We start from the raw sequence: 21,697 nt of genomic DNA, 5'->3' as shown, positions 1-21,697 counted from the left end.
CCGGGTGGATTTTTTTAATGGCTTCTGCTTGCTAGTCGCTCCTGCCGTTCCCAGGCACGCAGGTAAGGATAGGGATCAAATGCCCATTCGGTATAGCCGTTATCCCGATACATGCCATAATGCAAATGAGGTGGAAACTTACCGGAGGTGCCGGGTGGCCCGTATCCGGAACTTCCCACATAACCGACGATCATCCCTGGTTCAACAATACTTCCCTTTTTTATGCCTTTATTAAAGCTGGAAAGGTGGGCGAAATAGTGATAAACATTGTTGATATCACGAATTCCGATCCGCCAGCCGCCAAACCGGTTCCATCCTTTTGTTTCTACAACCCCATATGAGGTTGCTTTAACAGGAACGCCGTAATTGGCAAAAATGTCGGTGCCTTCATGGATGCGCAGACCACCATATCCCCGCCGGTCTCCCCAAGTATTTTTGAAGCTGTAATTGGAGCGAAGAGGAACAACAAACGCGTGCCGGGTGAGTGCCACCGTTCCATACGATTTATAGATTTTAGCGTTTTCCATGATGATACTGACGGCTTTATCTCGTCTGTAAAAGTCCCATAAGCCGATTTTAAAATTCTCTTCATCAAAGCCGTATTTACCAATGAAATCGGAAAAGGTATAAAGCAAATCTTCATCATTATTACGGTCAGCAATTCCGTCGTTATTTCCGTCCATGCCGGCTCCGCCAAAAATCCGGATGGAACCAGGGTTCTTATCATCCATATTGGGATTAAGAGGCCCGGACCACTGAATGGGGGAGAAATAAATGCCCACTAGCCCTGAAACTTTGGGCAGGTCGGTTCTTGCACGCCGGACACTTCTTTCGTACTGGTCAACACCTGCAAAGTAGTACCAGGGTATGTTGGTGATGGTTTCCATTTTTTTATAAAGAGCGAGCCGCTGGACGTCTTCTTTACTGTATGAAGGAGTCACAGCCTGTGCTTGTTTAACGGGCAGAATGAACCCGATGCATGAAGCAACTAAGAAAAATGTTAGCCATTTTTTCATGGTGAGTATATCAACTCCTTTCCTGCATCATACCTTTAGTTTGGTTGCTATAAGAAATTTCATTTTATATAAATGATGGAAATATCCGTGATTGGAGTTTTTTTCGCATGTATGTTAAAGTTCTAATGTATCTCTACTTTTACAGCATGACTGAAATCTGTTGTGCTGGATGATGAAGAATTGGAGTGAGGATCTTGGCTAAGAAGGAAGAGCACATCCGGAAACCGGAATGGCTAAAAATAAAGCTGAACACAAATGATAACTATAAGGGCCTCAAGAAAATGATGCGCGAGAAGAAGTTACATACCGTTTGTGAAGAAGCAAGATGTCCCAATATTCATGAATGCTGGGCAGTAAGAAAAACAGCAACATTTATGATACTGGGTGATGTGTGCACGCGTGCATGCCGTTTTTGTGCGGTGAAAACAGGACTGCCGACAGAGCTTGACTTACAGGAACCGGAACGCGTGGCCGAATCGGTGGAACAAATGGGATTAAAACATGTGGTAATTACAGCGGTTGCACGAGATGATTTGAAAGATGGCGGAGCAACAGTTTTTGCTGAAACTGTACGGGCCATCCGCAAACGCAATCCGTTCTGCTCTATTGAAGTATTGCCTTCTGACATGATGGGGGTTTATGAGAATCTTGAAACATTGATGGATGCCAAACCCGATATCATGAACCACAACATTGAAACCGTCAAACGCCTGACTCCAAGAGTCCGTGCACGTGCGACATATGAGCGGACACTCGAATTTTTGCGTCGAGCAAAAGAAATGAACGCGAACATTCCTACAAAATCCAGTATCATGATTGGACTTGGAGAAACGTGGGAGGAAATTATTGAAACTTTTGACGATCTCCGTGCCAACAATGTGGATATCGTAACGGTAGGGCAGTATTTGCAGCCAACCAAAAAACATTTAAAGGTTCAAAAGTACTACCACCCTGATGAGTTTGCTGAACTTCGCAAAATTGCGCTTAGCAAAGGGTTTAAGCACTGTGAAGCTGGGCCGCTTGTGCGCTCTTCTTATCATGCAGATGAGCAGGTTAATGCAGCCAATAAAGCAGTACAAAGCAACTAAAGAAAAAGCCGGGATTTGCATCCGGCTTTTTTTTATTTATTTCTGTTCATATCCGTATTGGACATATTTTCATTTTCACCCTTCATTTCACCATTCGGATTCTCGCCATCACTCACTTTGTAGCCTTGTGGTGACTGCTTCATCTCTTTGATCAGCCGGTCAATAATACCTTCCGCATTGTCGGTGTCGTAGTTCACGGAGCGGTACTGTTCAAGCTTCCCGATCATCCCTTTTTTATCGGACACATAGACATGGTAATAGCGGGGGACAACTGAGAAAGCTGTTCTTTTTACGTTGTCGGCGATCGCCATTCTGTTCTTGCTGGTCGTTTGATAGGCCATTAGAACCTCTTCATCGGTCACCAGGACAGCCATGTCCTTGATGTTCGGCAGGCGGACGGCCATGTCGGTAATCATGTCCGCCAATTTTTGGCGGTCCATTTTCGGTATTTGGTTGGCGGAAAGGGGTTTCGCGTTTTCTCCTTTGTATTCATGGCGCACATAGCCAAAATCCCCATATCTTCTGTCGGTTCCCATCGTATCATTATCATTTTTGTACTTTTTATAATTGGTATTGGAAAATTTATATCCGGTTGTTGTTTCTTTTCTTGTATCATCATCTGAGCAGGCCGCTAACAAAGCAATACAAAAAATCAGGGGAGCAGCCAGTTTCTTTTTCATGTGGATTTCACCTCCTTCCCCTTAGGGTGACCACAATAATGAACTTTTTACAAAGAAATTGTTGGCTGTATTTTTAACGGACGTGGTAAACTATAAGGGTGAGGTGAGTTCATGATTTGTATCGGTGAGCATTGCTACGAACTGGTAGAAAATAACAAAGAGGCCTTTGACGAGGAACAGTTGAAGTCAAGGTATAGTGAAATTTTACATAAATACGATTATCTGGTTGGCGATATTGGCTATGAACAGCTTCGTCTGCGCGGCTTTTTTGACGATGGCCATGATAAAGCGACATATGACACAAAGATCAGCACTCTTCCGGAATACATTTATGAGTACTGCAATTTTGGCTGTCCTTATTTTGTCCTGAAAAAAATAACCCCCGGTAAATAGGGGGTTATTTGCATTGCCTTACGCCTTAAAGTTTTGGTATGGTTCTTCTGTATTTTCATCGGGATCATCATGCGTTGGATGGGCACCCGGAAATTGGCGTTCCAGCCCTTCGTGGAGATTTTTGTACTCATAGTTAAATGCACTATAAGTCCGTTGGTTTTCCTTCCATGGTGTTGATTTTCCAAGTTTTGCATTGATGGGCGAGCCATAAGGCCCTTCCGGAAGGTCTTCTGGAAGAACATAGCGCCTTCCCGTTTCAACATTGGAAAAGTCCGTATAGGTTTCTTCATCCTTGTTATACAAAACAACCATTCCCTTCAGGCAGGATCAGGATGGAATTTTCCATCCTTCTTACATTGCCCACGGAATGGCTTTTTTGTTCAGGTTTTAAAAATTTCCATTATAGGGTTTCATATAAAAATTCCCGAAGTTCCTGAGCGTCTTCCTCCGTCAGATTGTAGGCATGCTCAAGATAGCCTTCTTCATCCAGATCATCCTCTCCAATAATGGCAAAACGGCTGCCTTGCATATCGAGGATTAAGCTCTTGCCATAGTGTCTTCCTGTTTTGACAATGGCTAGATCAAATCGCGTGTTTGTACCCATGAAGCTGACAAATCGCGTTTCTGATTTTTCTGTATCGTCGTATAGAAAAAAACGTTCTTCTGCCATGTTCAGCCCTCCTTGCCATCGGCCAGTTGCTTCTTTTCCATTTCATCATAGCAGACAACTTAAAAGTTGCAAATAGCAGCCTGCTCACCCAATTTGTATTCCGTTTTGTGATAAACTAAAAAGGAAGGACATTAACAAGGCAGGGTGGATGCTATGTATTTTGTAGACAGAAAGAAAATCGAACAAAACCTGGTATATCTTGAATTTTTGCTGAAGCATCTGGATGAACTTTCAGCCAGCGGATCTTCCATTGAGAAATTGGCATTGGAACGATCGGCACATGTCATTATTGAAGGCATGATGGATGTGGGGAATGCAATGATTGATGGATTTATTATGAGGGACCCGGGCAGCTATGATGACATCCTTGATATTTTGGAAGATGAGAAAGTCATCACCACGTCAGACGCAAAAGGTTTAAAACAGGTCATCTCACTAAGGAAGATGCTTGTGCAGGAGTTCTCAAATGTGGATCATGATGCCATCCATTCTATACTGGCAGCCAACAGAGAGCCACTGAAGAACTTCCCTTTCAGAGTACGAAGCTACATTGAAAAAGAACTGGGTCCTGTTTCAGCGTTTTTACCGGAGGATCAACAATAAGCAGCGTTTTTAAACATTTTTGTTTAAAATGTACTTTTGATGATTGATATTGTAAGATAGGGGTAAGGAAGGTGATGGTTTATGGCTATAGCTAATAACACCTCTACCCGTTCAGAACTCATTCATTTATTGAAGCGATATCGAAAATTAACCGTTACGGAAATGGCGGGCCAGCTCGGGATTACCGAAATGGCTGTACGCCGCCATTTAAATACATTAGAGAGAGACCGACTGATAGAATCCACTCTTGTTCGGCAGGCAATGGGCCGCCCGCTGAGTGTGTATCAGTTATCCGAAGCAGCGGATGAACAGTTTCCCCGCAATTACTCCGGTCTGACAGTGGAGTTTATGAAGGATATCCAGGAAATTGCAGGCGATGAAACGGTCCACGAACTGTTTGTACGCCGGGAAAACCGCTTGAATGAAAAGTATAAAAAACGGATGGAGAATAAAAGCTTCGAGGAAAAAGTTGCCGAACTCGCCGCGATCCAAAATGAAGCCGGCTATATGGTGGAATGGGAAAAGACCGCAGACGGACAGTTTGAACTAAAGGAGTTTAACTGCCCTATTGCCAAAGTCGCGAATGAATACCAACAGGCCTGTTCCTGTGAACTGTCTCTGTTCCAAAGAATGCTTGGAACAGAGAAGGTCGAACGGACACAGTGCTTGGCAAAAGGCGGCACCTATTGCAAATACCTGATTTCTGAAGATAAAAATGCTTAAATCCTAACGGCAATGCAGCCGATGGGATTTATTTTTTGTAGTAAATAAAGAAAGAGGTCCGTTTTTGCTGGTAAAAAAACAATTGACACGAAGGATAAAATTCAGTATTATTCAAACTAACTTAATATTCAGATGTATCTTATCCAGAGAGGTGGAGGGACTGACCCTATGAAACCCGGCAACCAGCAGTTATGCATGGTGCTAATTTCAGCAGAACAGTATGTTCTGAAAGATGAGAGCCGACGGTGTAAACTGCGACCTCTTCTTTTGGAAGGGGTCTTTTTTATAGGCTCTTAAAAAACAAATACATATTAAGAAGGAGAGATGAAAAATGAGTGAAGAAAGAGAATACGGGTTTGAAACAATTTCATTGCACGAGGGTCAAAAAGTAGATCCAACGACAGGGGCAAGGGCGGTTCCGATTTATCAGACAACCTCTTATCAGTTTGAAAGCACAGAGCATGCAGCGAATTTGTTTGGACTTAAAGAATTCGGAAACATCTACAGCCGGATCATGAACCCGACGCAGGACGCGTTTGAGCAGACCATTGCCAAGCTTGAAGGAGGAGTTGGGGCGCTTGCTGTAGCTTCCGGTCAGGCAGCCATTACCTATTCCATCGTAAATATTGCCGGCGCCGGAGATGAGGTTGTTGCTTCAGGTTCCTTGTACGGGGGAACGTATAACCTGTTTGCCAATACACTGCCAAAGCTCGGAATAAAAGTGAACTTTGCCGAGCTTGATAACCTGCAATCCTTCAGGGATGCAATCACAGAAAAAACAAAAGCCCTTTATATCGAAACCATCGGAAATCCAAAGATTGATGTGGCTGATATTTCATCGATTGCAGACATTGCACACGAAGCGGGTGTGCCGCTGATTGTGGACAACACGTTTGCCACACCTTACCTTTGCCGGCCGATTGAACATGGAGCCGATATCGTTGTTCATTCTGCAACCAAGTTTATCGGCGGACATGGTACTTCCATTGGTGGACTGATTATTGACTCCGGAAAATTTGACTGGACCAACGGCAAGTTTCCAGGATTGACAGAACCGGATAACAGCTACGGAGGCGTAGTTTATACAGAAGCAGTCGGACCATTGGCGTATATCATTAAAGCGCGTGTTCAGCTTTTAAGAGACCTTGGATCTTGCGTATCACCATTCAACTCCTTCTTGTTCATTCAGGGGCTGGAGACACTGGCTCTGCGGGTGGAACGACATTGCGAAAATGCATTGAAAGTGGCAAAGTTCCTGCAGCAGCATCCTGCAGTCGATTGGGTCAACTATCCAGGACTCGAAGACAACCAGTACCATGAGCTGGCAAATAAATATTTGCCAAAAGGTGCTGGTGCGATTCTTACGTTCGGTGTAAAAGGCGGGGCCAAAGAAGGAAGCAAGCTCATCGAAAATGTGAAACTTTTCTCTCACCTTGCCAATGTGGGTGATTCGAAATCCCTCATTATCCACCCTGCGAGTACTACGCATCAGCAGCTGACCGAGGAAGAGCAGCGCAAAGCAGGAGTTGCGCCTGAGATGGTAAGGCTTTCAGTTGGAATTGAGACAATTGATGATATTATTTATGATCTCGAACAGGCACTTGCTGTCATCAGCCCTGTTCCAAGCGGTCAATAAGACGTCGCATCCAACAAAGAAAAGAAAAAAACAGGAGGGGTCACTTCAGTTACCCTCCTGTTTTTCTATGAAAGCTGTTGTTCTGCCAATTGAATGAGGCGTTTTGTAATTTCTCCGCCTACTGATCCATTTTGTCTTGCAGCCGTATCCGGCCCAAGGTTAACGCCAAATTCTCTTGCGATCTCCATTTTCATTTGATCCAGCGAATTTTGTACGCCTGGAACAACCGTTTGGTTTGTATTTTTAGCCATATGATGACCTCCTTTTTTAAAGAGTGTGTATTTTATGGGAAAATATACATGATGAGGAAAATATTTGGTTTGACAATCTCAATCTTTGTTAGAAACCGTTCATATTTGGTACACTAAAGCCGTTAATAAAAAAGGAGTCAAGATGATGAAAAGCTATAAAGGATATTTGATTGATCTAGATGGAACCATGTACAGAGGAAAAGAACGAATTGATGAAGCGGTGGAATTTGTAAAAGAACTAAACCGCAGAGAATTGCCGTATCTGTTTGTAACCAACAATTCTTCCAAAACTAAAGAAGAAGTGGCAAGAGTGCTCCAAAATTTTGATATCCCCGCAACGTCTGAACATGTATATACGACAAGCATGGCAACGGCCAATTACATTGAAAAGCTGAAACCGAGAGCAAGCGTATATTGTATTGGGGAAGAAGGGATTCGCCAGGCTCTTGAAGAGAAAGGCTTCACTTTGACCTCTCAACAACCCGACTTTGTTGTGATGGGGATCGACCGCTCCATTAATTACGAAAAATTGGCACTGGCCTGTCTGGCTGTAAGAGGCGGCGCCCATTTTATTTCGACCAATGGGGACATTGCATTGCCGACCGAAAGAGGTCTTTTGCCTGGCAACGGTTCACTAACCTCAGTTGTTGCTGTTTCCACACGAACCGAGCCTGTGTTTATCGGCAAGCCTGAAGCGGTCATAATGGAAATGGCGCTTGAACAGCTAGGCACATCCAAAGAGGAAACCTTAATGATCGGCGACAATTACGATACCGACATACTTGCCGGAGTCCGTTCCGGTCTTGATACTCTTCTTGTCCATACAGGGGTCACTCTGAAAGAACATCTCACTGAGGTCGAGATTCAGCCGACCTATACCGTCAATGGCCTGGATGAATGGAAAGCTTTTGAATAAAAAAAACAGCACCCTAAAAGGATACTGTCCTATTGTTTTTCAACAATGGGAAGCAACTTCCTAAAAGGTGCTGTTTTTTATTCAGCGTTTGCTGCACGGTGGGCAAGCCGGCTCGATGCTGCGGCCGCAATCGCCCCCACAATATCATCCAGAAAGGTGTGAACTTTTCCGCTGGATTTATCATTCAGCTTTTCCAGAATGCCTGGTTTTTGTTTATCAATAAATCCGTAATTGGTAAAACCGATCGATCCGTATATGTTAACAATGGATAGTGCAATCACTTCATCGATACCGTACAGGCTTTCATCCCGTTCCAAAATTTCTTGAAGAGGTCCCTCAAGCAACTTTTTTTCGGCGAGCATGTCAAGCTGTATTCCAGTCAGTATGGCGTTCTGTACTTCCCGCTTGGCAACAACCCGTTCCACGTTATGCAGACAGACGGACAATTCCAGGTCCGGATGGTAAGGTACCTGAAGAAAATAAACAAGCTCCGCGATATCCTTTAATGTTACGCCACGCTCAGTCAGCAGGCGCATGGCCGTTTCCTCAACATTCTCTACCTTTTTCTCTCTCATAAAAATCTCCTTATCTTCCGCGACGTTTGGGTTTTTATAGTATATGTGTCCATACCTAACTTATGAGTCCACCCAAAAATTAATAACCAACAGTGCAGCTGGGTCATAGACTATAATTATTGAAGAACTTGAGGTGAGGGCTGTGTTCGAAAGAGACGTGTATCATCATTATCAATTATATTGCGAAGGCAAACGAAGCATCAGCGGATACCGGTATTTTGTTTCTGGCGGGGAACCGTACCTCGTTGTTCCACAAAAAAAGATCACGATCGACCGGATCGAAGAGATCATGTACTTCAGCGACTATTTAAGATATAAGGGAGAAAGCGGAATTGCGGGGCTTTTTCCAACGATGACCAACATGCCCAACGCGAACATTGAAGGCGAATCCATCCTGCTGTTTAAGATTGAACAATCAGAGCGGGATGCTTCAGAGAAAAAGCCAATGGGTGAGGAACTGGCCCTTTTTCACAGAAACGGTAAGGACCTGCCTCCTCCACCTGTTCCGACTGAAAGTTATTTGTTTGGAAGCTGGGCGGTGCTTTGGATGAACCGGGTTGATCAGGCGAAGGAATGGTACCAGGAGGTTTTTGCCAAACCGGTTAAAAACGAGTTTGATACCTTGTTTTTAACCACGTTTCCGTATTTTGAAGGATTATCCGAAAATGCCATTCAGTACATTATTGATTACAACCTGGAGGATTCCATGAGGGAGGAAGAAGGGCCCTCCATCGTGCACGAACGTTTTCAGGAGAACTCCTGGCTGCAGTATGACAACGATTATGTAAAACTTCCTACCGGCTGGGTGCTTGATCATCCTGTCCGTGATATGGCGGAATGGATCCGCTCATGCGTGTATCAAAGAAACTTCAGCCCGGAAAGTGTGACTACCTTCCTGGATGAGTATGAAAAGGTGACTCCGTTAAAAAGAGAAGGGTGGAGATTGCTGTACGGAAGGCTCCTTTTCCCTGTCTGGTACTATGATATGATCGAAAACCATTACAAAAATGAACGGGAGATTGGCAAAGAACTTTCCCAGCATACTTTTACGGAGTATTTGCTGAGGGAAGAGCAGAACGAAGCATTTTTGCGCTCCTTTTTCCCAATGATTGGTCTTCCTGCAGACCGTCTGCAGATCCCCGTAGTGGATTGGCTGATCCCCAACTGATGAAAGTGCTCTCTTTAAAGAGCGCTTTTTTCTTTTGAAATGAAAGCGGGAACATGAGAAAATAAGGAAAAACGCTTGGAGTGCTAGAATGAAACCGTATATTTTCATTACAAGAAAAATTCCTGAAGCAACCTTGGACGAATTACAGAAGATTGCCTATGTGACCATGTGGGAAGACGAAATGAAGCCGGTACCCCGTAAACGTCTGCTTAAAGAGGCAGCAAAAGCAACCGGCCTGCTTACCATGCTTTCAGACAAAATTGATGCAGAGCTGATAGATCAGTCGCGAAATCTTAAAGTAGTTGCCAATCTGGCAGTCGGCTATGATAATATTGATATTCCTTATGCTGCTAAAAAAGGGATTACAATCTGTAATACACCAGATGTTCTGACAGATACAACCGCTGATTTAACGTTTGCTCTAATGATGGCCACGGCGAGGAGGATTACGGAGGCTGCACAGTATATAAAAGAAGGAAAATGGACGGGCTGGAGTCCTCTGCTGCTTGCTGGGACAGATATTCACCATAAAACGTTGGGCATTGTGGGGATGGGGCGCATTGGGGAAGCTGTTGCCAAAAGAGCGGCCGGTTTTGACATGAACATTCTGTACCACAACCGCAGCCGGAAAGAAGAAGCGGAACGAAAGCTCGGATTGTCCTACCGTTCGTTTGAGGACTTGCTAAAAACGTCTGATTATGTGGTTTGTCTTGCCCCCCTAACCGAAGAGACTAAAGATTTGTTTGATGAAAAGTCATTTCAAACCATGAAGGCTTCCGCTTTGTTTATCAATGCGTCCCGCGGGGGAGTAGTGGTTGAAAAAGCATTGGACAGAGCCTTGACAGAGGGCTGGATCAAAGGGGCAGGGCTGGATGTATTCGTTGAAGAACCGATTCAGCCTGATCATTTCCTATTAAGACATGCCAATCTGGTTGCCCTTCCCCATATTGGTAGCGCAAGCCTGGAGACGCGGATACAAATGGTCCGGTTAGCGTGCAAAAATATTGAGAATGTTCTGCAGGGGCTTACACCTCCTGCGGCGGTAAATGGCAAGGATGCATAATGGGCAAATCTTTTATGAGCTTACCCGATAAAGAAACAGGATACAATGGTAGCTTTTAGTTTAAGCTGCCTTTGTCTGACCTCTTTTTGAAAACGCTTTCAAAATCTTTACAAAACTACTGGTTGTGCCAAGCGTAAATTACGTCTACAATTGTCCTTAATATAAAAACAAATGTATTTCTAGTAAGGACAGGAGTGTTGGCAATGGTTCAGAACGTATCAGTAGGATTATTGGGGCTTGGGACAGTAGGAAGCGGTGTCGTTAGAATGGTGGAAGGGCATCAGGAAGAATTGCTCCACCGTGTAGGCTGTCCTGTCTACATAAAAAGAGTGCTTGTTCAAAATCTCGACAAGGAGCGGTCATGCCACATCAACCCCGAGCTATTGACGAGCAAGGCGGATGAGGTCGTTAGTGATCCTGAAATTGATGTAGTGATCGAAGTGATCGGAGGTATTGAGCGGGCCAGAGAATATATTCTGCAGGCACTCAGCAATAAAAAGCATGTAATCACGGCCAACAAGGACCTGATGGCACTCCACGGCGCTGAACTTTTATCAGCAGCTGAAGAAAATGGATGCGACTTATTTTATGAAGCGAGTGTAGCCGGTGGAATTCCGATTATCCGTACGCTGGTGGATGGACTGGCATCCGACCGGATAACGAAAATGATGGGGATCGTTAACGGAACCACCAATTATATATTAACGAAAATGGACAAGGAAAATTTAACCTTTGAAGAAGTATTAAAAGAAGCACAGGAGCTTGGTTATGCGGAAGCAGATCCCACTTCTGATGTGGAGGGAATAGATGCGGCACGCAAAATGGCCATCCTGGCTTCCCTCGGTTTTTCCATGAACATTCATCTGGACGACGTGGAGGTAAAAGGCATTTCAAGCATCACAAGCGAAGACCTGGAATATGCCCGGCAGTTTGGCTATTCAATGAAGCTTATTGGAAATGCCAAAAAAGACAATGGCAAGGTGGAAGTGAGTGTAGAACCGACACTGCTGCCGGATACACATCCGCTTGCCTCCGTGCAAAATGAATACAATGCCGTCTACATTTATGGCGAGGCTGTCGGAGAGACCATGCTGTTCGGCCCGGGTGCCGGCCAGCTGCCAACCGCAACCTCCATTGTCTCAGACTTGGTAGCTGTCGTAAGGAATATGCGATTGGGCGTCAATGGCAAAAGCGTTGTAGCTCCCCAATTTGATAAACAGCTTAAGAAGGACGATGAGATTGCAGGCAAGTATTTTTACCGTCTGCATGTGAAGGATGAAGCAGGCACGTTCTCTGCACTGACATCGATCTTCGCCAATCATGAAGTAAGCTTGGAAAAGCTGCTTCAGAAGCCGGTTGGAGATAATGGTGTGGCTGAGGTGGTCCTGGTGACACATACGACCAGCAAGCAGCAAAACGACAACATCTATCAGCAGCTCAGGGATTCCGGAGTTGTCAATCAAATTAAAAGCCACTACCGCGTAGAAGGAGGAGCACAATGAGCTACAAAGGATTAATTCATAAGTATAGGGACTTTTTACCGGTTACAGATAAAACACCGGAACTTTCTTTACAGGAAGGAAATACACCGCTTATTCCACTTGAACATCTTTCCAAAGAGTGGGGAATTGAGCTCTTTGTTAAATATGAAGGAGCCAATCCAACAGGATCCTTTAAAGACCGTGGCATGGTAATGGCCGTGGCCAAAGCCAAAGAAGAAGGCAGCAAAGCGATCATTTGTGCTTCAACAGGGAATACAAGTGCAGCAGCGGCTGCGTATGGGGCGAGAGCAGGACTTCGCTGTCTTGTTGTTATTCCGTCCGGAAAAGTTGCCCTTGGCAAGCTGGCGCAGGCAAAAATGTATGGTGCTGAAGTATTCGAGATCGAAGGGAATTTCGATGAAGCGCTCCAAATGGTGCGCAAGTTGAGTGAAGAAGAACCATTAACGCTGGTCAACTCAGTAAACCCATTCCGTCTGGAGGGCCAAAAGACTGCAGCCTTCGAAATTGTGGACGCGCTTGGCTCTGCTCCGGATGTTCTTGCCATTCCTGTGGGAAATGCCGGAAACATTTCTGCATATTGGAAAGGCTTCAAAGAATACCATGAAAAATTAGGAAGCGGGCTTCCGCGTATGCAAGGATTTCAAGCAGAGGGAGCAGCACCGATTGTAAACAATGCTGTTGTAAAGAACCCTGAAACCATTGCGACTGCCATTCGTATTGGAAACCCTGCCAGCTGGCATTTTGCGCTGGAAGCCGTAGAGCAGTCAAGCGGTGGTGTTAACAGCGTATCCGATGAAGAAATTGTGGAAGCTTATCATCTGTTGGCCAGGAAGGAAGGCGTCTTTGCAGAGCCGGCTTCATGTTCTTCTATCGCAGGTGTATGGAAACTCGTCAAAAGCGGCCAGCTTGCCCGGGGAACTAAAGTTGTAGCGGTATTGACAGGAAACGGATTGAAAGACCCGGAAACAGCGATGGACACAGTTACGGTCAATCCTGTAAAAGTATCCAATCAACTGGAAGATTTGAGGGAGGCCATGAAGGGTTGTGTATTGCAATGACCTTTGCTCCATTTTCCATCCATGTGCCAGGTAGTACCGCTAATTTAGGGCCTGGATTTGATTCTGTAGGTATGGCGCTTTCGATGTATTTAACAGTCAATGTCTTTCCATCGCACGAGCAGAAGATCAAATACTTTGGCAAAGAGCTTGAAAGCCTGAATGGTGCAAAGGATAATTTGATACTCCAAGCGGCATCCATGGTAGCCGATGCCTATGATAAAGAGCTGCCTTGCTGTTCACTTGAGGTGGAAAGCGAGCTCCCTTTGTCCAGAGGGCTGGGAAGCAGTGCAGCAGCGATTGTGGCAGGGATTGAGTGGGCAAACCACCTGCTTTCTCTGTCGCTCTCTAAGGAGGAGAAAGCGCTCTTTGCCTGCAAGATGGAGGGGCATCCCGATAATGTAGTGCCTTCATTAACTGGTGGACTGGCGATCAGCTGGTATGATGAAAATCAGGTGGAAACGGTTCATGTCACGGATTTATCAGTTGAATTGGTTCTCACCATTCCTTCATTTGAGCTGGCCACGAGCATGGCGAGAGAAGCACTGCCCCCAAGTTTGGCGCACCCGGAGGCTGTTCAGGCCAGTGCGGTAAGCAATGTATTGGTAGCTTCACTGCTCAGGGACGATTGGAAAACGGCAGGGAAGATGATGAATAAGGACCGGTTTCACGAGCCATACCGTCAGCAGTGGTTTCCCGACTTTACAGGGATCAAAGAAAAAGCCGCTGAAGCCGGTGCATACGGGACCGCTATCAGTGGTGCGGGACCTGCCATGGTCTCTTTTGTACCTGCGGGTTCAGGCGAAAGGGTATGCGAGCAGATCGCCAACGCGTTTGAAGACTATGATTGCAAGGCGGTTTTGCCAGATGTGAAAGGCGTTCTTGTCCAGCAGCTTTGTCTTCCAGCATAAATAAAACCCCCGTGCCTAGGCACAGGGGTTTTCTATCGGCGATTTTTAGAATACTTGTTCCAATTCTACAACGCCAGGTACTTCCTCAAGCAGAGCACGTTCGATACCGGCTTTTAGTGTAATAGTGGAGGAAGGGCAGCTTCCGCAAGCACCCATAAGACGGACTTTTACGATTCCATCTTCAATGTCAACGAGCTCCACGTCTCCGCCGTCACGAAGCAAAAATGGGCGTAATTTATCTAGAACTTCTTCAACTTGCTCACGCATAGAAACTTCAGTAGCCATAATAAAAAACTCCTTTCATAAACAACTTACCCTTATTATACGGGTTTTAATTCAAAAAATCCATGTGCGTGCATCACAACATTTAAAAAGAATTCACCTTTATTAACTTCCCGGAATCGATTACAATAAAACGTGCAGGGACTTTTAAGCTGGGGTGAGGCGAATGGACATGAAACAGATTACGATCAAGGTATTCGGCGGTGAGCAGAAATGTGCAAGCTGCGTGAATTTGCCGTCTTCCAAAGAAACAGCGGAATGGCTTGAAGCGGCCATTTCACGTAAATATCCCGATCAACTTTTTACCATTGAGTATATTGATATCTTTTCACCGGTTGAAGGGGAGAATCAGAAGTTTGCCAATCAAATTGTAGAAGAAGACCTCTTCTATCCTGTAGTTGTTATTAATGAGGAAATTGTTGCTGAAGGCAACCCAAGGCTTAAGGATATTTATGCCATCATGGAACTAAACGGTTATAAGGATGCAGGATGAGAATTGTCTCACCCATCATATGAAAACCCCGCAGGGTTGAGCCCTGCGGGGTTTTTTTTCAATCATTTTTAGTTTTGATATTTATAAAGCCATAGAATACCGGATTTCAAAAGACGAGGCACACGTCCGATCAGTGAAGCGCCGCCCATGGTTCCAAAGCCGCTCTTCTTCCCTAAAGAACCCATAACTCCCTTAAGTTTGATTTCTTCAAGTTCAGGCATCGGCTGATTTTTCCACTTTTTAAGAAGAATATCTGAAATTTGTTCTGCTTGTTCTTCAGCAAGCTGGGCACTTGGTGAGAAAGGCATGCTCGCACAGTCGCCTACCACATACACGTCTTCGTTATTTGGAAGGTGGTGGTATTTCGTCAATTTAACACGGCCTTGTGGATCTTTATCCACATCAAGGTCGCGAACCAGCTTGTTTGGCTGGATGCCGGCAGTCCAAACAATCGCATCACATTCAATGGCTGTATCATGGTTATACAGAACATTCTTTTCCACACGGGTGATGTTGGAATTGTTAACCACTTCAACGCCATGCTGAATGAACCAGTTCTGAACATAGTTGCTTAAACGGGGTTTAAAACCATTAAGTATGATTGGACCTCGGTCAAACAGAATAATTTTAAGGTCTGAACGGCTTTCATGCAATTCACTGGCAAGCTCCACGCCACTCAGGCCAGCGCCTACCACACCCACAACTCCATTATGAGGAAGATTGTTCAGAACCTGATACGTTTCACGAGACTTGTCCACACTTTGGATGCTCAAGGTATATTCTTGGGCTCCAGGGACATTATGGTATTTATCCTCACAGCCAAGGCCAATGATTAATTCATCATATGGCACGGGTTCGTCGTCTGCAAGCTGGACTTGTTTGTTGTTAAAATCAAGTTCAGTCACGATTCCGTATTTTATTTTAAGCTGTGGGTGTTCCGGGAAAGGAACACGAATATGGTGGTCAGAAATCGTTCCAGCCGCCAGTGCATAATATTCTGTTTTTAAACAATGATAAGGCTGCTTGTCAATTAAGGTAATTTGGACGTCGGATGGAAGCTCAGGCGAATTTAACAGACGCTTTAAGATTCGCATTCCTCCATATCCTCCGCCAAGCAATACAAGGTGTTTCATTGTCTTTCCCTTCTTTCTATGGCACTATGTGTAAATAATGGCAACAATAATAGCAGTAATACCGCAGTTTATAAGGCTTCACAGGAAGCGATTTCACATTCAAACACTTCTTAGTATAGCATTTTACTATAAATTCTCAACTGTTTTCCTAAAAACAAAAGGAAGAAGTAAAAGGGTTTGACGGACAAGTCGGAGCGATATACGATAGAAAAATAAGGCGAGGTGAAAAGATGAGACCGATTATTGAATTTTGTGTCAGCAACCTGGCCAACGGTTCGCAGCGTGCACTTGAAAAACTGGAACAGGATTATGATCTCGATGTGATTGAATACGGCTGTCTTGGATATTGTGGTCAGTGTGCCCGTTCTCTATTCGCATTGGTTAATGGTGATATTGTGCGCGGTGAGACGCCGGACGAGCTGGTCGAAAATGTTTATAAATTTCTTGAAGAAAATCCAATGTTTTAATCATAATAAAAAGCTGGCTCATCCATTGAGCCAGCTTTGTGTTATTTATGATGAATGTTGATATTGTTTGTTCAGCCAAGGCTGGAGCCTTGAATACAAGATCACAAATAAGATAGTGATGATCAGGCCTTTGATTACATTAAATGGCGCAATACCTACCAGTATGAGGTTTAGCATCGCTTCCCCGGACATTTGCGGGGAATTCAGGAACCAGGTGTAGGCAGGAAGAATCAGTACATAATTCAGTAATGCCATCATAAACGTCATCAGGATTGTACCGACAATTAAACCGGCAGAAAGACTTTTCGTTGAACGATGCTTTCGGTAGAAGTAGGACACAGGAACGATGAAAATGGCTCCGGCGATAAAATTCGCAACTTCACCAACTGGCACCCCGGTCAGGTTGCCGACAATTCCATAATGAAGAACGTTTTTAATTCCCTCAACTGCCAGGCCGGCAAGAGGGCCGAATACGATTGCTGCAAGCAATGCAGGAACTTCACTGAAGTCAATCTGCAAAAAGGCAGGCAATCCCGGAAATGGAAAATCCAATAATTGTAGTACATACGCAATGCTGCTTAGCATGGAAACAGCCACCATCTTATACACTTTTCCCCTGTGCATGTTGAAATCTCTCCTTTGTTGCGCCATCTCTGATTTCAAATGCAGTGCACGCTGATACAATAGAAAACCCTTAGCGGTCAGATCGCTAAGGGAGAGTAGTCAGGCATCGTCAAATAAACATTTTAAGGTGGTTAGTCCTTAAAACGTACTGAGCGAGGGCTCAGTCATATTACAAAACAACCGAACCGTGCACCGTCATCTTCTCCCATCCAGACTGTACTGTCGGCTCTGGAATTACACCAGATCAGCAAATAAGAAATGCCAAAATGTCTAGCCTAAACGCCTAGAGTCTCTAGTCACTTTACTCCCTTCAAAAAACAAAAAGCGTTTTTTTGTCAGTGAGATCCAGTGCTTGTCGGCTCTTAGCGAGGCGTCTGTAGCTTTTCTTAAAAGCTCACGGGCTGATGAAGAGGGAATCTTCAAATACCGCCGGTCGGGAATTTCACCCTGCCCCGAAGATGGATCGCTATTTTTTTATACTGTGATTATTATACTGCAGAAAAAAGATTTTGGAAACCATTTTGACTTACAAAAGTTTAGTGATGATTTTTGAGTCTGCAGGTTACTTTTATGTGAGACTTGGGTAAAAGAAATCACACAGCATTGTTGGCATGTAGTATACAATAGAAGAACATAAAAAATAAAAGGAGGGAAATCTGGCTAAGTAAGAAAAAAGCCAGTCGTTATGCTAAACTTCGAACATTCTTGGCCCTATGAAAAAATGATGGATGATATATATATAAATGAATGCCCCTACTGCCACACGTCCAATGTTCTGACCGCATTTTCGGAAGAAAAGCTGAACAATGCAAAGGAAGGGATCAAGCAGCTGCTTGTTATGCCCTGCTGCCACAGCAAGCTGACAATACTGAATGCTGATGAAGATTATTTTTGGACAGAGGAGAAGTTAAGATCATAAAAAAACTGCCGGAAGGCCGGCAGTTTACTTTTTAATATTCTTTGATGACATTGTAGAATGTATCGCGTTCAACTGGTTTTTTATTGGCTGTTTTAATGAGGTGAACCAATTCTTTTCGAGTAATTCCCTGGGAAGTCAACGCTCCAACGGAATGGGAAATTCGCTCCTCGATCAGTGTTCCGTGAATGTCATCCGCACCAAAAGACAGTGCCATTTGTGTTAACTGTACGCCAATATTGATCCAGTATGCTTTAATGTGATCAAAGTTATCCAGCATCAAACGGCTAATGGCAATGGTACGCATATCATCATAAGCCGATGTACGGCGAGTCAGTCCCATTGCAGCTGTTCGCGGCTGCATCGCAAGCGGGATAAACACCATAAATCCATTCGTTTTATCTTGAAGCTGGCGCACACGGTCCATATGGATCAAACGCTCTTCTTTAGATTCAATGGAGCCGTACAGCATGGTTGCATGCGTGCGGAGACCAAGGCCATGGGCAAGCTCGTGTGCTTCAAGCCATTGATCAGTGGAGGCTTTGTCAGGGCTCATTTTCTCACGGTAACGCTCGGTAAGGATTTCAGCTCCGCCCCCAGGCAGGGTGTCAAGTCCGGCTTTGACAAGCTCTTCGAGAACTTCTTTCATGGAAAGACCGGAAATTCGGGAGAAGAATTCAATTTCGGCTCCTGTATAGGCTTTGACTGTAGCGTTTGGATAATGTTTCTTCAGAACGCGAATGGTGTCCAAATAATAATCAAACGGAACTTCATTGTTATGGCCGCCTACAATGTGGAATTCACGGATGTTATCGTTCCAGCGTTTTTCTACATATTCCAGAAGCTGTTCTTCGTTCATTGTATAGGCGCCTTCTTCACCCGGCTTGCGTTTAAAGCCGCAGAAGCTGCATGAAGCTTCACAAACATTCGTCGGATTAATATACATATTTTCAATGAAATAAACACGATCGCCGTTTTTCTGAAGGTTAGCCTCGTTTGCCAATTGAGCGACACCTAAAATATCGTTCGTTTCGTATAAAAACAAACCGTCTTCAATTGAAAGACGTTCACCGTGACGGATTTTCTCAGCAATGTCATGAATTTTTGTATCCTGTGTAATGATGGCCATTACTTTTCCCCCGTTCCTATTGGTATGTATATATGTTTTATTGTGCAGGATCTGAACCTGCTGACTCAAACATGAGAAGTATTCCGACAGCCCCCAGGGACCGGCGAATACGGAGTCTATTATACGCTCATTTATTTGGAAGGACAAGAAAGGAACCATTTCCCCCTTTTGTCACATGAATGTAACATAGGTTACGGCTTGTTTACGTTTTGGAAAGAGCAACCACAAACATCAAAAAATATTGCAAAATACAAAGGGATGCCAGATGATTGTCAATATATTCAACTTAGAGTAAAATTATGGAGCAGCGTAAGGAACGAACCAGGGAGTGTTGCACATGACAAAGTTATTGAATGGCGAACGACTTGATAAATATAATGAACAGATCGAACACCTGCGCCAGCAAATGATTGATACGGCCAACAGCTTAGGCCTTAATCACCCTCAAGTACTGAATTACAGCCGGAAAATAGATGAGACGCACAATTTAATCTTAAAATTGGAACAGGGAAAGCTATATTAATAAAGGCAGATGCCTTGAGAGTTTTCTTTAGCACTTGTATACTATAAGTATAAAACCTTCGATGAAGGAGAGTGGATAAAATGATCGTAAACTTTACTGATGCTGCAGTCGGCCGAATTAAAGAAATGATGGCTGCTGAAGAGGAAACAGGACTATTTCTCCGTGTTGGTGTAAAAGGCGGCGGATGCAGCGGTCTTTCTTATGGCATGGGGTTTGATAAAGAAACACAAAGCACAGATCACGAAGAAGAAATCAATGGACTGAAAATTGTCGTTGATGCGGAAAGCGCAAAAATTCTTAACGGAACTACTGTTGACTTCAAGCAGAACATGATGGGTGGAGGATTCACCATCAACAACCCGAACGCCATCGCGTCCTGCGGATGCGGATCTTCCTTCCGTACAGCGGTCAATGCCGGAACTCCTGAAGAATGCTAATCGATAAAGCCCGATATATCAACGTTTTTGGGTCCGGGATATTCTTTCGTTAATCTCATCTGCAACTTTTCTGGATGTCGGAGGGTTGCGGATACCAGTACAAAAATGACGATAAACAATCCCGAATCGGGCACACATCCCCGATTTGGCGCAATAAGGGTTCATAACTACGACTTTCTTGACGGAATAAACGTCCAGGAGGTCGTATTTTTTATGCTGTTAACGAAACGCGTTAAACGAACGCAAAGCAGCAGCACGGATTAACAAGGTTGAAATTTTAGAGACGTCCCTAACAGGGGTGTCTTTTTATGTGGGGCAATCCAATAGACAGGAAGCCGTTTTTTAGAGCTATAGGTGTTCGCATATTACTATCTGGAATGTCGTTGGTGTGAAAGGGGATTTTATCTCGATTTCAGGCATATATACCTTTCGTAAAGCAGACTTGAGCATATTTTAGTATAAATATAATCTTAGGAGGAGTTCCAAATTAGAAACATGGACATGCACCCATCAGATCTATGCATAGAATTTGCAAGGATCCTCAATTCCACACCTAGTGTAGTTAATGGTGTTTGCTTGGCTACGCGGTCACGCACGAACATTCATCCCGTGGTTTTAGGAAGAAAAGCGGAGTCCTTTATGTTTATTCCCCAAGCGTTTTCGTTCGAAAATATGGACAAAAAAGGGAATGCACTATGCCTAGGGGAGACTGTTATTCTTCAAGAAGAAATCAACCCATTTTTAACCAAGCTTCGCCAGTTTGGTATTATTGTTACTGCTGTTCATAATCACTGGCTTTTTGATAAGCCACGGCTTATGTATATGCATTTTGAATCAATTGATCAACCACTTGCATTTGCCAGAAAAGTTAGAGAAGCGATGAAGGTTTTAATTACCCGAGATGTTTATGGTAACTGTGAGTACGAAAAGAAGGTAATAATGGGTAATCCAGGTCTTTGTGATGAATTCAATGACATTCTTGGTGGGGCAATGCACACCTTTGAAAATGGCATTTGTACGGTAATGAAATTGCGTAACAATATAAAACCTGTTGTCCTTGGAAGACGAGGAAGGTCATTTTTACTCATTCCTCAAATGTTTACCTTTGAGTCCATGACAAAAGATGGTCGTGCGCTTTGTAGTGGGGAAACTGTAATCCTTCAAGAAGAAATTAATCCCTTTATTAGTAAATTACGTGAACATGGGATTATAGTTACTGCCGTTCATAATCACTGGCTCTTTGAAAGTCCCCGGCTTATGTTTATGCATTTCGAATTAATTGATCAACCACTGGCCTTTGCAAGGAAAGTAAGGGATGCCTTAAGCGTGCTTACCACTAAAAAGGTCCGGGGCGATTGCTAACTGATAAAATTTAGCCGTCAGCGTTCTTCAGTGAAATACGAGCAAAAAAAAGACGTCTCTTTTGGGGCGTCTTTTTTGCGA

At 44.1% G+C, this 21,697-nt stretch carries 27 protein-coding genes and 1 riboswitch; of the genes, 17 read left to right on the top strand and 10 right to left on the bottom strand.

What is annotated here, in order from left to right; translation table 11 throughout:
• Positions 1-14 precede the first annotated feature (14 nt).
• Entirely contained in the window at positions 15-1,016 is a 1,002-nt protein-coding gene (locus BLT53_RS12820) for a M23 family metallopeptidase (protein WP_090235347.1), read from the bottom strand.
• A gap of 194 nt (positions 1,017-1,210) precedes the next feature.
• Here BLT53_RS12820 and lipA point away from each other — a divergent pair, with 194 nt between their 5' ends.
• Positions 1,211-2,104, top strand: coding sequence for a lipoyl synthase (lipA, locus tag BLT53_RS12815; protein ID WP_090235346.1), 894 nt, complete (start codon positions 1,211-1,213; stop codon positions 2,102-2,104).
• Positions 2,105-2,136: 32 nt separating this feature from the next.
• On the opposite strand, the gene BLT53_RS12810 is transcribed toward lipA, so the two are convergent.
• Positions 2,137-2,784 carry a YhcN/YlaJ family sporulation lipoprotein gene (locus BLT53_RS12810; protein WP_090235345.1) on the bottom strand — a complete coding sequence of 216 codons (648 nt, stop codon included), beginning with the start codon at positions 2,782-2,784 and terminating at the stop codon, positions 2,137-2,139.
• Between the two features lie 111 nt (positions 2,785-2,895).
• On the opposite strand from BLT53_RS12810, the gene BLT53_RS12805 reads away from it, so the two are divergent.
• Positions 2,896-3,177, top strand: coding sequence for a YutD family protein (locus BLT53_RS12805; protein ID WP_090235343.1), 282 nt, complete (start codon positions 2,896-2,898; stop codon positions 3,175-3,177).
• Between the two features lie 18 nt (positions 3,178-3,195).
• On the opposite strand, the gene BLT53_RS12800 is transcribed toward BLT53_RS12805, so the two are convergent.
• Together BLT53_RS12800 and BLT53_RS12795 are read right to left on the bottom strand one after the other, a co-directional pair.
• Positions 3,196-3,489 (bottom strand): hypothetical protein, encoded by a 294-nt coding sequence (locus tag BLT53_RS12800; RefSeq protein ID WP_170834337.1) that lies wholly within the window; start codon positions 3,487-3,489, stop codon positions 3,196-3,198.
• Between the two features lie 88 nt (positions 3,490-3,577).
• On the bottom strand, positions 3,578-3,847 hold the full coding sequence (locus BLT53_RS12795; protein WP_090235342.1) for a DUF3055 domain-containing protein: 270 nt from the start codon (positions 3,845-3,847) through the stop codon (positions 3,578-3,580).
• Between the two features lie 153 nt (positions 3,848-4,000).
• Between BLT53_RS12795 and BLT53_RS12790 the strand changes: the two genes are divergently transcribed.
• From BLT53_RS12790 to BLT53_RS12780, 3 genes are all read left to right on the top strand, one after another.
• On the top strand, positions 4,001-4,450 hold the full coding sequence (locus BLT53_RS12790; RefSeq protein ID WP_090235340.1) for a DUF86 domain-containing protein: 450 nt from the start codon (positions 4,001-4,003) through the stop codon (positions 4,448-4,450).
• An 81-nt stretch (positions 4,451-4,531) separates the two neighbouring features.
• A complete protein-coding gene (locus BLT53_RS12785) occupies positions 4,532-5,173 on the top strand; it encodes a helix-turn-helix transcriptional regulator (protein WP_090235339.1) in 642 nt (213 codons plus the stop codon).
• Between the two features lie 136 nt (positions 5,174-5,309).
• A riboswitch (SAM riboswitch) is annotated at positions 5,310-5,412 on the top strand.
• Positions 5,413-5,504: 92 nt separating this feature from the next.
• Positions 5,505-6,809, top strand: a complete 1,305-nt coding sequence (locus BLT53_RS12780) for a homocysteine synthase (protein ID WP_090235337.1) — start codon at positions 5,505-5,507, stop codon at positions 6,807-6,809.
• A gap of 65 nt (positions 6,810-6,874) precedes the next feature.
• Here BLT53_RS12780 and BLT53_RS12775 read toward each other — a convergent pair whose 3' ends face one another.
• Complete coding sequence (locus BLT53_RS12775; protein ID WP_090235336.1) at positions 6,875-7,060, bottom strand: alpha/beta-type small acid-soluble spore protein; 186 nt, start codon at positions 7,058-7,060, stop codon at positions 6,875-6,877.
• A 145-nt stretch (positions 7,061-7,205) separates the two neighbouring features.
• On the opposite strand from BLT53_RS12775, the gene BLT53_RS12770 reads away from it, so the two are divergent.
• The gene (locus BLT53_RS12770) at positions 7,206-7,976 is read left to right on the top strand and encodes a TIGR01457 family HAD-type hydrolase (protein WP_090235334.1); all 771 of its coding nucleotides are present in this window, start codon (positions 7,206-7,208) and stop codon (positions 7,974-7,976) included.
• A gap of 77 nt (positions 7,977-8,053) precedes the next feature.
• Here BLT53_RS12770 and BLT53_RS12765 read toward each other — a convergent pair whose 3' ends face one another.
• Positions 8,054-8,551 (bottom strand): phosphatidylglycerophosphatase A family protein, encoded by a 498-nt coding sequence (locus BLT53_RS12765; RefSeq protein ID WP_090235332.1) that lies wholly within the window; start codon positions 8,549-8,551, stop codon positions 8,054-8,056.
• A 142-nt stretch (positions 8,552-8,693) separates the two neighbouring features.
• On the opposite strand from BLT53_RS12765, the gene yutH reads away from it, so the two are divergent.
• The 5 genes from yutH to thrB all read left to right on the top strand — a co-directional run bounded on the left by yutH (position 8,694) and on the right by thrB (position 14,250).
• Positions 8,694-9,719, top strand: a complete 1,026-nt coding sequence (gene yutH, locus BLT53_RS12760; protein ID WP_170834336.1) for a spore coat putative kinase YutH — start codon at positions 8,694-8,696, stop codon at positions 9,717-9,719.
• Positions 9,720-9,807: 88 nt separating this feature from the next.
• Entirely contained in the window at positions 9,808-10,782 is a 975-nt protein-coding gene (locus BLT53_RS12755; RefSeq protein WP_090235329.1) for a 2-hydroxyacid dehydrogenase, read from the top strand.
• A 203-nt stretch (positions 10,783-10,985) separates the two neighbouring features.
• Entirely contained in the window at positions 10,986-12,284 is a 1,299-nt protein-coding gene (locus tag BLT53_RS12750) for a homoserine dehydrogenase (RefSeq protein ID WP_090235328.1), read from the top strand.
• On the top strand, positions 12,281-13,342 hold the full coding sequence (thrC, locus tag BLT53_RS12745; RefSeq protein WP_090235326.1) for a threonine synthase: 1,062 nt from the start codon (positions 12,281-12,283) through the stop codon (positions 13,340-13,342). The genes BLT53_RS12750 and thrC overlap by 4 nt, the downstream gene beginning before the upstream one ends.
• Positions 13,327-14,250 (top strand): homoserine kinase, encoded by a 924-nt coding sequence (gene thrB, locus BLT53_RS12740; RefSeq protein WP_139168401.1) that lies wholly within the window; start codon positions 13,327-13,329, stop codon positions 14,248-14,250. Before thrC ends, thrB begins: the two co-directional genes overlap by 16 nt.
• Before the next feature lie 45 nt (positions 14,251-14,295).
• Here thrB and BLT53_RS12735 read toward each other — a convergent pair whose 3' ends face one another.
• A complete protein-coding gene (locus BLT53_RS12735) occupies positions 14,296-14,535 on the bottom strand; it encodes a NifU family protein (protein ID WP_090235323.1) in 240 nt (79 codons plus the stop codon).
• Positions 14,536-14,698: 163 nt separating this feature from the next.
• On the opposite strand from BLT53_RS12735, the gene BLT53_RS12730 reads away from it, so the two are divergent.
• The gene (locus BLT53_RS12730) at positions 14,699-15,025 is read left to right on the top strand and encodes a YuzD family protein (protein ID WP_090235321.1); all 327 of its coding nucleotides are present in this window, start codon (positions 14,699-14,701) and stop codon (positions 15,023-15,025) included.
• Positions 15,026-15,093: 68 nt separating this feature from the next.
• On the opposite strand, the gene BLT53_RS12725 is transcribed toward BLT53_RS12730, so the two are convergent.
• On the bottom strand, positions 15,094-16,158 hold the full coding sequence (locus BLT53_RS12725; protein ID WP_090235319.1) for an NAD(P)/FAD-dependent oxidoreductase: 1,065 nt from the start codon (positions 16,156-16,158) through the stop codon (positions 15,094-15,096).
• 230 nt (positions 16,159-16,388) lie between these two features.
• Here BLT53_RS12725 and BLT53_RS12720 point away from each other — a divergent pair, with 230 nt between their 5' ends.
• Entirely contained in the window at positions 16,389-16,625 is a 237-nt protein-coding gene (locus BLT53_RS12720; RefSeq protein WP_061972243.1) for a YuzB family protein, read from the top strand.
• A 45-nt stretch (positions 16,626-16,670) separates the two neighbouring features.
• Here the strand turns inward: BLT53_RS12720 and BLT53_RS12715 are convergent, their stop codons facing one another.
• Entirely contained in the window at positions 16,671-17,249 is a 579-nt protein-coding gene (locus BLT53_RS12715) for an ECF transporter S component (protein WP_090235318.1), read from the bottom strand.
• Between the two features lie 724 nt (positions 17,250-17,973).
• Between BLT53_RS12715 and BLT53_RS12710 the strand changes: the two genes are divergently transcribed.
• On the top strand, positions 17,974-18,168 hold the full coding sequence (locus BLT53_RS12710) for a hypothetical protein (RefSeq protein ID WP_244520407.1): 195 nt from the start codon (positions 17,974-17,976) through the stop codon (positions 18,166-18,168).
• A 31-nt stretch (positions 18,169-18,199) separates the two neighbouring features.
• Here the strand turns inward: BLT53_RS12710 and mqnE are convergent, their stop codons facing one another.
• Positions 18,200-19,294: an aminofutalosine synthase MqnE gene (mqnE, locus tag BLT53_RS12705; RefSeq protein ID WP_090235315.1), complete on the bottom strand. Its 1,095-nt coding sequence runs from the start codon at positions 19,292-19,294 to the stop codon at positions 18,200-18,202.
• Between the two features lie 337 nt (positions 19,295-19,631).
• Here mqnE and BLT53_RS12700 point away from each other — a divergent pair, with 337 nt between their 5' ends.
• The 3 genes from BLT53_RS12700 (at position 19,632) to BLT53_RS12690 (ending at position 21,616) form a co-directional block, all read left to right on the top strand.
• Positions 19,632-19,817, top strand: coding sequence for an aspartyl-phosphate phosphatase Spo0E family protein (locus BLT53_RS12700; RefSeq protein WP_090235313.1), 186 nt, complete (start codon positions 19,632-19,634; stop codon positions 19,815-19,817).
• Positions 19,818-19,897: 80 nt separating this feature from the next.
• Positions 19,898-20,254, top strand: coding sequence for a HesB/IscA family protein (locus BLT53_RS12695; protein ID WP_090235312.1), 357 nt, complete (start codon positions 19,898-19,900; stop codon positions 20,252-20,254).
• 495 nt (positions 20,255-20,749) lie between these two features.
• Positions 20,750-21,616: a DUF1259 domain-containing protein gene (locus tag BLT53_RS12690; protein ID WP_244520406.1), complete on the top strand. Its 867-nt coding sequence runs from the start codon at positions 20,750-20,752 to the stop codon at positions 21,614-21,616.
• Positions 21,617-21,697: the final 81 nt, after the last annotated feature.

It is taken from the genome of Fictibacillus solisalsi (assembly GCF_900103485.1).
Taxonomy (GTDB): Bacteria; Bacillota; Bacilli; order Bacillales; family Fictibacillaceae; genus Fictibacillus_C; species Fictibacillus_C solisalsi.
Note: the sequence above shows the minus strand (reverse complement) of the source record. Positions and strands in the feature narration are given on the sequence as shown.

Excerpts from the sequence above, each read along its gene's own strand:
- BLT53_RS12820 (WP_090235347.1), bottom strand. The coding sequence starts at position 1,016 with ATGAAAAAATGGCTAACATTTTTCTTAGTTGCTTCATGCATCGGGTTC.
- BLT53_RS12810 (WP_090235345.1), bottom strand. The coding sequence starts at position 2,784 with ATGAAAAAGAAACTGGCTGCTCCCCTGATTTTTTGTATTGCTTTGTTA.
- BLT53_RS12805 (WP_090235343.1), top strand. The coding sequence starts at position 2,896 with ATGATTTGTATCGGTGAGCATTGCTACGAACTGGTAGAAAATAACAAA.
- BLT53_RS12800 (WP_170834337.1), bottom strand. The coding sequence starts at position 3,489 with ATGGTTGTTTTGTATAACAAGGATGAAGAAACCTATACGGACTTTTCC.
- BLT53_RS12795 (WP_090235342.1), bottom strand. The coding sequence starts at position 3,847 with ATGGCAGAAGAACGTTTTTTTCTATACGACGATACAGAAAAATCAGAA.
- BLT53_RS12790 (WP_090235340.1), top strand. The coding sequence starts at position 4,001 with ATGTATTTTGTAGACAGAAAGAAAATCGAACAAAACCTGGTATATCTT.
- BLT53_RS12785 (WP_090235339.1), top strand. The coding sequence starts at position 4,532 with ATGGCTATAGCTAATAACACCTCTACCCGTTCAGAACTCATTCATTTA.
- BLT53_RS12780 (WP_090235337.1), top strand. The coding sequence starts at position 5,505 with ATGAGTGAAGAAAGAGAATACGGGTTTGAAACAATTTCATTGCACGAG.
- BLT53_RS12775 (WP_090235336.1), bottom strand. The coding sequence starts at position 7,060 with ATGGCTAAAAATACAAACCAAACGGTTGTTCCAGGCGTACAAAATTCG.
- BLT53_RS12770 (WP_090235334.1), top strand. The coding sequence starts at position 7,206 with ATGAAAAGCTATAAAGGATATTTGATTGATCTAGATGGAACCATGTAC.
- BLT53_RS12765 (WP_090235332.1), bottom strand. The coding sequence starts at position 8,551 with ATGAGAGAGAAAAAGGTAGAGAATGTTGAGGAAACGGCCATGCGCCTG.
- BLT53_RS12755 (WP_090235329.1), top strand. The coding sequence starts at position 9,808 with ATGAAACCGTATATTTTCATTACAAGAAAAATTCCTGAAGCAACCTTG.
- BLT53_RS12750 (WP_090235328.1), top strand. The coding sequence starts at position 10,986 with ATGGTTCAGAACGTATCAGTAGGATTATTGGGGCTTGGGACAGTAGGA.
- thrC (WP_090235326.1), top strand. The coding sequence starts at position 12,281 with ATGAGCTACAAAGGATTAATTCATAAGTATAGGGACTTTTTACCGGTT.
- BLT53_RS12735 (WP_090235323.1), bottom strand. The coding sequence starts at position 14,535 with ATGGCTACTGAAGTTTCTATGCGTGAGCAAGTTGAAGAAGTTCTAGAT.
- BLT53_RS12730 (WP_090235321.1), top strand. The coding sequence starts at position 14,699 with ATGGACATGAAACAGATTACGATCAAGGTATTCGGCGGTGAGCAGAAA.
- BLT53_RS12725 (WP_090235319.1), bottom strand. The coding sequence starts at position 16,158 with ATGAAACACCTTGTATTGCTTGGCGGAGGATATGGAGGAATGCGAATC.
- BLT53_RS12720 (WP_061972243.1), top strand. The coding sequence starts at position 16,389 with ATGAGACCGATTATTGAATTTTGTGTCAGCAACCTGGCCAACGGTTCG.
- BLT53_RS12715 (WP_090235318.1), bottom strand. The coding sequence starts at position 17,249 with ATGCACAGGGGAAAAGTGTATAAGATGGTGGCTGTTTCCATGCTAAGC.
- BLT53_RS12710 (WP_244520407.1), top strand. The coding sequence starts at position 17,974 with ATGGATGATATATATATAAATGAATGCCCCTACTGCCACACGTCCAAT.
- mqnE (WP_090235315.1), bottom strand. The coding sequence starts at position 19,294 with ATGGCCATCATTACACAGGATACAAAAATTCATGACATTGCTGAGAAA.
- BLT53_RS12700 (WP_090235313.1), top strand. The coding sequence starts at position 19,632 with ATGACAAAGTTATTGAATGGCGAACGACTTGATAAATATAATGAACAG.
- BLT53_RS12695 (WP_090235312.1), top strand. The coding sequence starts at position 19,898 with ATGATCGTAAACTTTACTGATGCTGCAGTCGGCCGAATTAAAGAAATG.
- BLT53_RS12690 (WP_244520406.1), top strand. The coding sequence starts at position 20,750 with ATGGACATGCACCCATCAGATCTATGCATAGAATTTGCAAGGATCCTC.